Below are 12,471 nucleotides of genomic sequence, written 5' to 3'. Positions count from 1 at the left end.
GGAATACCGCTTTCGTCACTTCCCTGGTTATTTATTCATTAAGAATAGGTGATCAAATGCCGAAGGATTAACCGGCGGTACAACCTCCATCAACATAAAGTGTTTGACCATTCATAAAGTCAGATGCGGGTGCAGAAAGGAAAAGAACCGTTCCTATCATGTCATGGGTTTCGGCCACACGCCCCATAGGAAGACGAGATAAGAATGGGGCGATTCGAACTGGATCTTCACAAATTTCTTGAGTAAGAGGAGACTTAACTAACGTCGGTGCAATCGCATTCACATTAATATTAAATCCAGCCTCTCTGCCTTTAAACGCCCATTCAGTTGCAAGCTGTTTAGTCAGGTTATCCACGGCGGCCTTTGATGCCGCATAGGCCGTATAACCATCTGGATGGCCACTAAAGCCTCTGACCGAAGAGGTGTTGACTATCTTGCCATGTCCTTGTTGCATAAAGTATCGTCCAAATACTTGGCAAGGAATCAATGTGCCTGTGACATTTACCTGCATAACTTGATTAAACTTATCGGCGGGCATTTCCTCTGCTGCTGCCCTAAAAGCCATGCCGGCATTGTTAATCAAGATATCTATCTTCCCAAAATCTTGATCGATCTTCTCCACTAAGCTTTGCAAACCAACTGAGTCGGTCACATCTGATGCAATGGCAATGCAATCTCCTCCCACTCGTTTGACACTGGCAACAGTTTCTTCAAGGGTAGACATATTTCTTGCCGTCACCACCACTTTTGCACCATGCAAGGCAAAAGCTTGAGCGTATGCCGCTCCTAGGGTGCCATTCCCCCCTGTGATGACAACCACCTTTTCTTTTAGGTTGAATATATTAAGAGCAAAAGTATTACTCCAGGTTTCTGTCATAGACATAATTGACTCACTTTTTATTTTTCTTAGTCTGATTTTTAGGTTTTGATGGGACTTAATGCGTCGATACAGTCACCAAAGCCGTTGTCGTTTTATTAGTATGATTAAACACACTGCGACCTTCATTCGGGTATATGGCAATCGAATCCCCCTCTGCTAATAAAAGGGATTCGCCACTAGCACTGGTTACTGTCAGCTCGCCTTTTACGATGAAATAGGTTTTTTCAAACTCGGCTCCAAAGCTGCCTTTTTCATACTGCATCTCAGCACCGCCTTTAGGTAAAAAATAAGACAGACCTTGCCAAAACTGAGTAATCCCAGTTTCTTCTTTGCCTTGAAGCTTAAGCGCAGTCATATCAAAGTGGGCTGGAGGGTTATAAGGCTGAACCTTATCAAGTGATACTTTTTTCATTCTTTATCACCTCATTGAGCACGAATTAGATGAGATGAGCCCAATATTCTATTAAGCTCACCTTTTAGGGTTCTTTCTTAAATTGGTAATAACCTAGTGATCACCGTATGGGTAAACTCGGGTTGGTACATCATTTAGATCGGCTTCGTCAATTTCAGCGACTAATCGCACCATGGAACCATCTCCTTCTACCCAACGTATTGGGAAGCCCATGATCTTAAAGCGTTTACCCACCACTTTTTCCAAGTCACCACCGACATTTTCCCATCCGGTAATGCCATTACCTAGCATGAGCTTATGACAAGGTTCCCAAGTTCCCCCTGTGCCTGCTTTTTCTTCAATTTCACCGTACAACTCATAATAGGCAGACTCACCATGGAGCTTGATAAAGCGGTCTTTTTCGAACCAGGCGTAAGCATCTTCACCAAACTTTTCAATAAACTCATCAACAATAGGTTTGCCACTTTTACCCATGAGATTCATAGGAATGCCATTACGCCCCATAGAGGTATGTAGAGGATGGTCTAGGGCTTGTTGGTCCATACCCACAGTTTTCACCTTGTGTTTCACGAACCAATGCCCTGCTTCTACACCACAACCTGTGGCATAGTGGAAGTAGTCTTTTGAATCATCCCAATTTAGGTGCATACCCGTTCTTAGAATCACTATCATGCCTTCTAGCTCTTCGTTCTTCATACCGGCTCTTCGGACTGCATCATCAAGATCTTCGGCGGTTATTAATCCCCAAACATGGGTTTTAATATCCAAACAGACGGCATCGCCATAATACTCATCAAGCTCCATTTCATGAGTATATCGAGCACGCCTTCCATCAAACTCTTTATCCATAACATGGCGTGGCGAATCAGCATGGGTACCACAATGCATCACAATTTTAAGTGACTGTGTTAGCACACCAGATTTGGCAATACCATGTACAGTATCTATGTCTGGTTTTTTAAAATAAGGCCAAACTGGCATGTTAGGGCCAAATGGATGGCTTAAATCAACGAGTACTTTCTTACCCATAACGTCTCTCCTGCATAGTGCAATTAATAGTGTAATTAAATAATGATTAGCTAAATTCGGTGGGAAATTAGCTAAATTTGGTTAGCTTTATGTGCGTGCTAATAACATGTCTGGTGTGTTTTGAAGGCTTAATATTTGTCGTGTTTCATCTGGTGTTGCGATGCTTTTATCTAGTTCTGCCACCATGCGCTTGGTACGCTCGACAAATTCAGTATTTGATTTCGCCAACTGACCCTTGCGATAAAAAATATTGTCTTCCATGCCCACACGAACATTTCCACCAAGTGCCAGAGCGGCATACATAATGGGAAGATGACCACGGCCAATACCCAGCGCAGACCAAGTAAAGTTTTCACCAAGGTTGTCTTTGCAAACACTCAGTAAAAACATGAGGTTTTTCACTTCCGCCGTCATACCACCTGGTGCCCCCAGTACAAATTGAATATGAGGGGGTGTCTGAATTAGCCCTTTTTTGATGTAATAAAGCAGGTTGTAAATCATGCCCACATCAAAAATCTCAATCTCAGGTTTCACATGACAATCTGCCATTGCGACTGCAAGCTTCTCCAGAAATTTAGGGCTATTTTCAAAGATGGTTGAGTGAGCCCAGTTCATAGTGCCAGCATCAAAAGAGGCTATTTCTGGACGTAACTCTTGAAAAGGTCGCATACGGGTTTCGTCATCCAACCCAAGGCCACCCGATGTGGTGAGATTGATAACGATGTCAGAGCGAGTACGAACTAACTCGACGGTTTCGGCAAATTTATCAAAATCCATGGATGCGTTATCTTCATCGTCTCGAACATGAATATGCGCAATTGAGGCTCCTGCTTCACCACAAAGCACTATCTCATCCGCTTCTTCTTGCGGTGTTAATGGCATATAAGGTGAATCGGCTTTTTTAGGCCAAGCCCCGGTACATGCAACGGTTAATATAACTTTATCTTCAAGTGACATGGTGAACCTCGATCTTGAAATAGGTTGAGTTAAAAGTGGCCTTTCTGGACCACCAGAATAGGAATATAAGCCTTATTTTTGCTGGGTTTGATTCACTTTTAAGAGGTAATCAACTAGGTCCGATTTCACTTTATTGGCCTCTTTTTCTGACCAAGACATAAAGCCTTTACCTGCTTTCATGCCCAGTTCGCCCTCCGCGACTTTTTGCTGTAAAAGGAGCGAAGGCGATTCATCTCGGTTAATACCTTTTAAAATCACATTGTGAATATCTAGCGTGAGGTCTAAGCCAACCAAGTCGCTGTTTTCAATCGGACCTAACACTGGCAAACGCAGACCAAATGAATTTTTTACAACCACGTCGACGGTTTCAGCGTCACAAACACCATCATTAATTAACGCAATAGCTTCGCGCCATAAGGCATGCTGAAGACGATTTCCAACAAAACCAGCGACATCCTTTTTGACATGAACAGGTTTTTTACCCACTTGCTCTAGAAGGGCAATTGTTTGATCAACAACCCAATCACTGGTGGTTTCTGACTGAACAACTTCAACAAGCGGGATGAGATAAGCAGGGTTCCACCAATGGGTTCCAACAAGACGGCCTTTGTGATCCAAATTTTGACCTATTTCTTTAATGGGAATTACAGAGGTATTACTAGCTAGAATGGCATCGTCTTTAACTAAAGGGAGTAAATCTCGGAAAATGGCGCGCTTGACCTCAAGCTGCTCTGGCGCGGCTTCAAACACAATATCAGCACCATCAACTGTCTCAGCAAGACTGTTTGAAATGCTTAAATTAGCAAGGCAATCATAGGGTTGTTCTACTAAATCTAAATTCTGACGTAGACGATCAGCTAGGCTTTTCAACGAGGATTCAACAGGGTCATAGACTCTTACTTGTTTGCCCTGACTAATAAAAACCTGAGCAATGCCAGCACCCATAAGGCCCGCACCAATTACCGCGATTGTATTTATATTTTGCATTATTTATTGCTCTTATTTTTATTTTAGTGCTCAAAAAGAAACGAACGAATAAACGTATCTTTTTAGCTATTCTTGCAATAAATACTGTACCGCAAAACGATACATGTCAACCGCGATACGGTCATTATTTATATTTTAATTACCTGACTCGCTCTGTCTGGATGATGTAATAAGGAGAAAACATCATCTTAAGATTCTGATAAATAACAATAAAAAAAGCATTTTCATGCTTTTATAAGACAAAAGAAAAAGACACTGTTTTTTTAAAAGAAAAAGGGGAAAAACGTTTTTTAGGCCACTCTTAGCTAAAAATAAATTTTTAAACTGAGTAAATTGATTCAAATACAGCGCTTTCGTCTAACATGATGAATCTAAAAATGATTAAAAATCAGGTAGGCAATTTGCTTAAAGGTTGTGACTTTTGGTGGGTGTTTCTTGTTCTAAATTGGTTGGAGTGTGATTTAGATTTAAAGCTTTTAATAGGATTGATATGAGCAGATGTTAGGAAACAAAGCTATTATCCAAATTATAAAAACGTGAACATAGCCTCAAAATATAGAAGTAAAAAATATAGACTCAAAAGGGCTAAATATTAGCCCTTTTAGTGCCTAAGAAATGACTGTTGTTTTCAAATTAAGGCCAAGCGTACATCTGCTGCGTACTTTTCTGAATCATAAATCTCGACATATGTTTAACCGCAGTATTACGCATATAGCAGGCGACAGGATTAGATAGGTTCGTTACTTGGCCTATTTGCCAAGCGGTTTTGACTAGGTTGTCCACTTTCTTTCGTCTTGCTTTTTCAAAGATCTTAAATGCCGCTTCAGCATCCTGATCTTGACTGATAGCTGATGACAGAGTTTGCGCAAGAAGATGTGCGTCTTCAATAGCTTGGGCGCCACCTTGCCCTAAGTTAGGTGTGCTTGCATGAGCCGCATCTCCCATCAGAACAACATTGCTATCTGACCAACTTGATAAGGGCGCTAGGTCATAAATATGGTCTTGAATAATTTGATTTGGTTGAGTGCTCTCTATTAAGGCTTGTACTGGAGAAGGATAATGAGCGAAGTGACTTATAAGTGATTGAAAATTACTTTTCTGCTCTAAAGGAGATTTTTGATGTTGCGTTGCATACCAGTAGACTTGTTCTGGTGCAATTTTCACAAAGCCAAATCGAGTACCTTGTCCCCAAATTTCGGTAAGCTGAGTACGCCATTTTTCATCAAGCTCTATATTGGCGACACCACGCCAACATAATTGCCCTGAATAACGTAAACTGGACTCAGCAGAATGACGAGAAAACAAACTGTTTCTTACCTTGGATCTAAGGCCGTCTGCACCAATCACAAAATCTGCTCTGATATTAGCCTTATTGTAAAAATCCACTTCTACTTTATTCCCGTTAAAGTTGAGATTGTCACACTTATGACCAAGATTGATCTGCTTATTGTTAAGCTTGTTTAGTAGCAGTTTTTGCAGCTCTCCCCTGTGTATTGCATGGGTTTGAAAGCTTTTACCATGATATACATAATTTGTTGATGAAGATGAAAGCACTTCCCCGTTTGCATTCATAATCACCATGGATTGAATCGGCTGGGCAAAGGGTTTTAACGCTTCAACCAGATTATATTGAGCCAATACAGCCATAGCATTAGGTGGAATGAGTATGCCTGCACCTTTAACACTAAGCTCAGGTGCAGCTTCAAATATTTGATACTCAATACCTTGAGATTCAAGCGCTATGGCTGTTGTTAATCCACCAATACCTGCGCCAACTATGATTCCTTTCATTTTTTACCTCTAACAAATTGATGTTAATCTTTTTGCATCAAGCGCTAATAAGAGCATAAGCCGTTTAGTAAAGGCAAAAATTTATTGTGAAAAGTAAGGGCTAAAGCAAGAAATTAACATTTTTATTGCAATGCATTTATTCCTCTTTTTTACACTTAGCCCGTCAATTGAGCAATGGCTTCGACTTCAATTAACAAGTCAGGGCTAGCCAATGAAGTCACACCAACACCCGTTAATGCCGGGCGTGCTTTAGCAATATATTTACCTAAAACAGGACTTAAAGCCTCCATATGATCTGACACCTCTCCTTTCACATAAATACGCACTTGAAGAAGGTCATCAATAGATGAACCAGACTCTTTAAGCACTGTTGTTAGGTTTTCCATTGCTACTTCAGCCTGACCTGCCATGCTAGTATTTGTCACAGTAAAGTCTTTTGACCAGTCAACTTGGCCAGAGACAAAAATAAGCCCTAATTTAGTAGAGACTGCAGCATGCGATAAGCCATTTTGGGACCCATCATACAAGTTATCAGGGTTAATTTTTAAAATACTCATATCTGTTAAACCTATCTTTAAGATTGAAAAATCAATCATAAATTTAACGATAATCTGCAACAATCAGGCTACAGAGGTAACTGATACAAGTCTAAGTTGTAAATTCAAATGGTTAGTCTTTGAGCTACGAGTTTTCTAATAAGCAGGCTTCAAGTAGAAAATGTATTAGCGCATCATTTTTAACCTTAGCATGATAGGCTGCGACGACTTGGTAGCCTGGGGGAGACTTTTCTAATGCAATTACTCTTAAGCCTGCTAGAGGTAAAAGTTTTGATGGCATAAAGCCCACCATATCAGAGGCTTTGATATATTCTTGTGCCATATAAAATGTTGGAGCCGATACACTCACATGTCGAGTCAATCCTTGCTGTAAAAACCAAGCCTCTGCTGACCCGGTTAAACTAGCCGTTCCAGGATTTACCACAACAAAGTCTCGTTTAGCTAAGTCTTTCACAGCCATTGCTTCTTGCAGGTTCTTTTCAATACTTAACCTATCTGGGTTACTTTTATCTAAATCAGCTTCAACACAAACATATCTTTCAATAAACAAAGGGGTCGAGATCAAGCCATCTGGCACATAACCTGAGGTTGTAAAAGCTAAATCGATTTCTCCCTGACTCATTTTTTTGGTAAGCGCTGCTACCTCAACATTACATACAATCACTTTTACCTGTGGTGCAACCTGCCTTAGCTTGTTAATTAATTTGGGTAAAATAACGGCTTGAGCATAATCTGTCGCCGAAATAACTATCTGCCGCTCCATTTTACTAATGTCATTACAAGCCGGTAATGGAAAGGCATTTAGCTGACTAATTAAGCTTTCTACATAAGGCAGAATGCTCCTAGCATAAGGTGTTGGCACGATACCATGCCCCTCTCTTATGAATAAATTATCGCCTAAAATATCCCTTAGCCTTTTTAACTTTGCACTAACGGCTTGCTGAGATAAGTTTAATGACTCTGCCGCTAACGAAATGTTTTGATAATGAAGTAAGGCTGCAAGTGTTTTTAAATGATGAAGCTCTAGTTTTTCAATCATATATAGCCTGTGTGCAAAAACGATCTAACGAGTTAAAAACGTACAGACTAAAACTTTACTATAAAAAGTCAAAACTCACTGAACTATAAGCTATAGACCCAGTTGTTTTACGATTAACAGCCTCTCCTTCCCTTGCTTAAGAATAAGAAGAGACTGCCATACTATCTTCAAAATGCTTCTGCCTTTCGTTAATGCCTATTGCCCAAAGTGCTTTACCAATATCAGAATAGATCACGAAATTACCATCGCTTTGCTAACAGTTAAACATCAACCATTTTAACCTCTTAAAACAGGCAGCAAGATTATTAAAAAAGATGAGATTAGCGCTTGGTTTTATCAATGGAGATATTGGGTAAGCCGGTCTCAACATAGAGTCCGTACATTAAATAGCAACTAATGACTAAAATTTGAAGTTAGCTTACCAAGTAAAAAAATAAGCTTTTGAACAAAGCCCTTTGTATAATCAATTGATACTATTAAGCTTTAACTTATAACATTTCTTTGGAAGGCAAGATGTCGGCAAAACTCTATATTCGTTCTTTTAGCTTTGCCACATATACGCATCTTCACGACTATAGTCAGTTGGTTATTCCCATTCGTGGTGCTGCTGATAACTTCACCGAAATGGGAAGCGGGCGTATCGGTCCAGGTCAATGTATTGTCTTTCCTAAAGGATGTGAGCACAAGTTTGTACCGGATGAAGGTTCAAGCTTTTTAGTGGCAGACATGAACGAACTCCCTCCTAGCCTAGCGTGCCTTTCTCACCCTGTTATTAGCATTCCTCCTGCACTCCAGTATTTTTGTGGTTATGTTGAAAAACAGCTGGAGTACCCTATTAGTAAGCAGTTATATGAATCTATGGGGGAAATGTTTATGACAATACTAGAAGAACAGACCTTCATTCCGAGACTAGACCCAAGAATTGCCAGAGTTTTAGAATACTTTGAAAAAGATATTAGTGTGACACCGAGTCTAGCTACATTAGCGCAAGTAGCCTGCTTAAGTGTGAGCCAGCTAAAGAATCTATTTAAAAAAGAAACAGGCCAGACCACCAGCCAATATTTATTATCAATCCGTATGACGAAAGCAAGAGGCCTGCTTGCTCATACAGACACACCTGTTAATATCGTAGCGAATAGCGTCGGCTATCAAGACCTTTCAGCCTTTAGTCATCGCTTTTCTGTTTACTTTGGACACTCACCCAGTAATTCACGCCATCAATAACAAAAGTTGGTCTTTTCAATTAAGTTAATCGGCTTTTCACAACATTAAATAATTTCCAATATGGATATACTGCTATGCATCACTTACAAGGAAAAAATTGATGAACTCACGTAAAGATATTGATCGTTTAGCCATTACGATCGTTGCCCTAGTCAGCTTAATTTGGGGCTTACAACAAGTCTTTGTTAAAGCAGTAGCATCCGATATGTCACCTGTTTTACAAATTGCATTAAGATCTGGCATTGCAGCTATTCTCTTAACAATTGTCATGCTTTGGCGAAAAGAGCCCTTAATCAATGCCAGTACTTTTAAACCTGGTATTTTGGCGGGTTTACTCTTCTCTCTCGAATTCTTTTTTGTAGGTGAAGGTCTAAGGCATACAACGGCATCTCACATGGTTGTCTTCATGTATACCGCCCCCATTTTTGTCGCCTTTTGTCTGCATTTCACCGTTAAGTCAGAACAACTCAAACCTCTGCAATGGTTAGGCATTATTGTTGCTTTTATCGGGATATCGTTGACATTCCTTTTAAGAGAAGCAGGATCAGATACAGCAAGCGCGCCAAATATGCTTTGGGGTGATTTATTAGCTATCTTTGGTGCTATCTCTTGGGCTGCAACAACCGTACTTGTGCGTAAATCAAGTTTAGCTACTGCTCCTGCGACACAAACCCTCTGGTATCAGTTGATTGTTTCATTTATCGTCATTTTTATTGTGGCGATAGTAACAGGGCAAACCCAATATTCAATGACCCCAACCGTTATGGGTAACCTAGTTTTCCAAGGAATCATTGTCACCTTTGCAAGTTACCTCATTTGGTTTTGGTTACTAAGGCAATATTCAGCTTCGCAGCTTGGTGTGTTTACTTTTATGACACCCATGTTTGGTATAGGGTTTGGAGTATGGATTTTAGATGAACCACTTGAAATGAGTTTTATCTACGGCGCCATTTTAGTCATGCTGGGCATAGTTCTCGTTAATGGACATAAACGAATTACATCAGGCCTCAAACTTCTATTGCGAAAACCAATCTCTTAAACAAAATACTTTTATTAGAAATGCATAATTAGCCGCATTGAGATAACTGGCTTAAAGCAGCTGAAATACAAGTCTTGCTTTAAGCCATTTTGCTGTCCATGATTTTTTCATTTGCAAAACAAGTATTCGAAGCCTGATTACGGCCATTAGCTTTGGCCAGATAAAGCGCCTTGTCACTTCGCCTTATGACTTGTTCCCATGTCACATCATCAATACCTACCTGAGCACAGCCAACACTCACAGTAACGACTTCATAATGGCTTTTATCATGCTTAATTTTGAGTTTCTTAACATCTTCTACCATCTTTCTAGCCTGTGCATAGGCTTTCTCTAGATCTGATTCAGGCAAGACACAAATAAACTCTTCTCCTCCAAATCGGTAAATTTGCTCCGATTTAACTAGATGAGCATTCAAACAGTTAACGACTTGAATAAGGGTGTTATCGCCTTCTTGGTGGCCATAAAAATCATTAAATTTTTTGAAGTAATCAACGTCAAATAGAAGTACAGCATAGGTTTGCCCTTCTTCTTTGAAACGGGTATGAGTCAGGTTTAAATGCCTTTCTAGGCCCCTGCGGTTGCCTATATTTAGCATCATATCTAGCATGGCAAGCTCTTCTAAATGACGATTAGCGACTTCTAACTTAAGCGTTCTTTCTTTCACTGTTTTCTCTAAGTCACTGTTGAGCTTTTTAATTTTCTCTTCGTTCTCAGTGAGCTCACTTATATCTACGTGGGTGCCAACAAATCTCTGCGCTTGGCCTTCGTCATCTCTAACCACGATTCCACGAGTCAATATATGAACTAGGTGACCTTCTTTATGACGCATACGTACCTTATATTTAAAGGTGTTCTTATCTGAGTTTCGTACCGATTCAATCTCTTCTTGTAAGTGCTTATGTTCTTTATTATCCAAAAGATTAAAATAGGTACTTGAGTCTTCTGTTAATTCATCAGAATCGTAGCCTAACATTTGCTTCCAACGGGGTGAGTAATACACTTTATTAGTATCTAGGTGCCAATCCCATAGGCCGTCGTTAGCACCTTTCATTGCCAATTCGAACCTTTCTTCACTCATCTCCAGACGTTTTTGTCTATCCAGAATAACCTTTGCCATTTGCGAAAAGGTTTGCGATAACTCACGTAATTCACCTGTTCCTGTGTCGTCACTCTCAGCTTGGTAATTTCCTTCTTTTAAACGATTTGCTTGGTCGACTAGACGACTAATCGGGTCAGTAATCGCTTTGGCTATCCATATTGCTGCAAACATAAAAACACACAAGGTAATGACAAAGATAAAAGCGTAGAGGTTTTTGAGTTCATAAGAGACTTGGTTTATGTTTTTTTCTGACACCATCAAGGCGATAGAGTATTGGCTAGAAGCAATGGGACTATAAAATAGATAGTTGGTTTCGCCAGTTTCTTTTAAGGTAAACTCAGTAATACCAGACAGTCTCTGCATCATGGCTGTATGAGATTCATGAAGGCCAACTTCAGGTTCTTGATAAATATTACTGGATACTGAAATAGGTAGACCTTTTGCGTCTTTAACCACCTCACCCTTTTCATTTTGTTTTAATCGCACCAGTTTATCTTGGTCCCAATGGTACCAATATGTACCACTCGAACTGATTAACATAACCTTTGGAGTCCAGTTAAATTGCGAAAAAATAGAACGAGTTAAATCAGTAATCATGGTGGAGATGCGATCCCACTCTATCGAAGCACCAACCATACCTTTAAGCTGATTATCATCAAATACTGTGGTTGCTATGATCAATTGACTCACGCCAGTAGAATAAGAAATGATGGGGTCAGAAAGATGAGTAACGTTTTTTTCTGACAAGTTATTACCCACGGTTTCTTGCCAGTATTTCCTTGACGTTAAAAACTTTGGCTTAGCGCTTGGGTCTGTATCATCAAAAGTGCATTTATAGTCCTGTGCAATATTGCCGCAGGCCGTATTGTATAAATGCCCTTTTTTATCACTTACCAAAAGTTTTTCATAGCGTCCGTTCTGACGTAATAACTCTTTTTTTAGTACAGGTATAAATTGACTAGGTTCTAAGGATTTAACTTGCTCGATCTGAGCGTAAATTTCAACTTCGCGGATACTGCTATAAAACTCATCCGAGAGTTTAGAAGACATAAGTTGCAGATAATTTTGGATGGTATGTTTGGTGTCTTTTTCCGCATCATTAGTAACGTGCCAAAACACAAAGAATATCAAAATGGAAACAGGGACAAGAGTGGTAACTACCAAAGAAAGCGATATCTTGTATCTTAAGTTCATATGCTTGTTTTCCTCTAGAGGCGAACAGCATCCATTGCACGCTATGAGTCCTTTCTAATTAATAAAAGCATTTCTAACAGCTAACCGAACTTATCAAAACAATTAATATTGCCTCGACCTTAATAAGTTTAAAACCTTTTAACTAATACTATGAATACTCCTTCATAATGAATGTTGTGATAACGACATTTTTTGTAAAAGACTGTTTTTTTATAAGGATAGTAAAAAAAGGAAGAAGGTACTATTTTTTATCAACCCTCTCC

At 39.7% G+C, this 12,471-nt stretch carries 11 protein-coding genes; 2 read left to right on the top strand and 9 right to left on the bottom strand.

Annotated features, from left to right (window positions below; all coding sequences use genetic code 11):
* Window positions 1-67: 67 nt before the first annotated feature.
* The 8 genes from TW85_RS07345 to TW85_RS07310 form a co-directional block, all read right to left on the bottom strand.
* Window positions 68-883 (bottom strand): SDR family oxidoreductase, encoded by an 816-nt coding sequence (locus tag TW85_RS07345; protein WP_046016469.1) that lies wholly within the window; start codon window positions 881-883, stop codon window positions 68-70.
* Window positions 884-935: 52 nt separating this feature from the next.
* Window positions 936-1,292, bottom strand: a complete 357-nt coding sequence (locus TW85_RS07340) for a cupin domain-containing protein (protein ID WP_046016468.1) — start codon at window positions 1,290-1,292, stop codon at window positions 936-938.
* A 93-nt stretch (window positions 1,293-1,385) separates the two neighbouring features.
* Window positions 1,386-2,321, bottom strand: a complete 936-nt coding sequence (locus TW85_RS07335; protein WP_046016467.1) for a cyclase family protein — start codon at window positions 2,319-2,321, stop codon at window positions 1,386-1,388.
* Between the two features lie 87 nt (window positions 2,322-2,408).
* On the bottom strand, window positions 2,409-3,278 hold the full coding sequence (locus tag TW85_RS07330) for a 3-keto-5-aminohexanoate cleavage protein (protein ID WP_046016466.1): 870 nt from the start codon (window positions 3,276-3,278) through the stop codon (window positions 2,409-2,411).
* Between the two features lie 72 nt (window positions 3,279-3,350).
* The gene (locus tag TW85_RS07325) at window positions 3,351-4,265 is read right to left on the bottom strand and encodes a 3-hydroxyacyl-CoA dehydrogenase NAD-binding domain-containing protein (protein WP_046016465.1); all 915 of its coding nucleotides are present in this window, start codon (window positions 4,263-4,265) and stop codon (window positions 3,351-3,353) included.
* A 633-nt stretch (window positions 4,266-4,898) separates the two neighbouring features.
* Complete coding sequence (locus TW85_RS07320; protein ID WP_046016464.1) at window positions 4,899-6,056, bottom strand: FAD-dependent monooxygenase; 1,158 nt, start codon at window positions 6,054-6,056, stop codon at window positions 4,899-4,901.
* 155 nt (window positions 6,057-6,211) lie between these two features.
* Complete coding sequence (locus tag TW85_RS07315; protein ID WP_046016463.1) at window positions 6,212-6,613, bottom strand: RidA family protein; 402 nt, start codon at window positions 6,611-6,613, stop codon at window positions 6,212-6,214.
* 124 nt (window positions 6,614-6,737) lie between these two features.
* Window positions 6,738-7,652, bottom strand: coding sequence for a LysR family transcriptional regulator (locus tag TW85_RS07310; RefSeq protein ID WP_046016462.1), 915 nt, complete (start codon window positions 7,650-7,652; stop codon window positions 6,738-6,740).
* A 513-nt stretch (window positions 7,653-8,165) separates the two neighbouring features.
* Here TW85_RS07310 and TW85_RS07305 point away from each other — a divergent pair.
* Window positions 8,166-8,876, top strand: coding sequence for an AraC family transcriptional regulator (locus TW85_RS07305; RefSeq protein WP_046016461.1), 711 nt, complete (start codon window positions 8,166-8,168; stop codon window positions 8,874-8,876).
* Window positions 8,877-8,976: 100 nt separating this feature from the next.
* Window positions 8,977-9,915, top strand: a complete 939-nt coding sequence (locus TW85_RS07300; RefSeq protein WP_046016460.1) for a DMT family transporter — start codon at window positions 8,977-8,979, stop codon at window positions 9,913-9,915.
* 79 nt (window positions 9,916-9,994) lie between these two features.
* Here TW85_RS07300 and TW85_RS07295 read toward each other — a convergent pair whose 3' ends face one another.
* The gene (locus TW85_RS07295) at window positions 9,995-12,208 is read right to left on the bottom strand and encodes a diguanylate cyclase (RefSeq protein ID WP_046016459.1); all 2,214 of its coding nucleotides are present in this window, start codon (window positions 12,206-12,208) and stop codon (window positions 9,995-9,997) included.
* Between the last annotated feature and the right edge of the window lie 263 nt (window positions 12,209-12,471).

This window comes from Marinomonas sp. S3726 (assembly GCF_000967665.1).
Classification (GTDB): Bacteria; Pseudomonadota; Gammaproteobacteria; order Pseudomonadales; family Marinomonadaceae; genus Marinomonas.
Note: the sequence above shows the minus strand (reverse complement) of the source record. Positions and strands in the feature narration are given on the sequence as shown.

Excerpts from the sequence above, each read along its gene's own strand:
- TW85_RS07295 (WP_046016459.1), bottom strand. The coding sequence starts at position 12,208 with ATGAACTTAAGATACAAGATATCGCTTTCTTTGGTAGTTACCACTCTT.
- TW85_RS07335 (WP_046016467.1), bottom strand. The coding sequence starts at position 2,321 with ATGGGTAAGAAAGTACTCGTTGATTTAAGCCATCCATTTGGCCCTAAC.
- TW85_RS07345 (WP_046016469.1), bottom strand. The coding sequence starts at position 883 with ATGTCTATGACAGAAACCTGGAGTAATACTTTTGCTCTTAATATATTC.
- TW85_RS07330 (WP_046016466.1), bottom strand. The coding sequence starts at position 3,278 with ATGTCACTTGAAGATAAAGTTATATTAACCGTTGCATGTACCGGGGCT.
- TW85_RS07305 (WP_046016461.1), top strand. The coding sequence starts at position 8,166 with ATGTCGGCAAAACTCTATATTCGTTCTTTTAGCTTTGCCACATATACG.
- TW85_RS07340 (WP_046016468.1), bottom strand. The coding sequence starts at position 1,292 with ATGAAAAAAGTATCACTTGATAAGGTTCAGCCTTATAACCCTCCAGCC.
- TW85_RS07300 (WP_046016460.1), top strand. The coding sequence starts at position 8,977 with ATGAACTCACGTAAAGATATTGATCGTTTAGCCATTACGATCGTTGCC.
- TW85_RS07320 (WP_046016464.1), bottom strand. The coding sequence starts at position 6,056 with ATGAAAGGAATCATAGTTGGCGCAGGTATTGGTGGATTAACAACAGCC.
- TW85_RS07310 (WP_046016462.1), bottom strand. The coding sequence starts at position 7,652 with ATGATTGAAAAACTAGAGCTTCATCATTTAAAAACACTTGCAGCCTTA.
- TW85_RS07325 (WP_046016465.1), bottom strand. The coding sequence starts at position 4,265 with ATGCAAAATATAAATACAATCGCGGTAATTGGTGCGGGCCTTATGGGT.
- TW85_RS07315 (WP_046016463.1), bottom strand. The coding sequence starts at position 6,613 with ATGAGTATTTTAAAAATTAACCCTGATAACTTGTATGATGGGTCCCAA.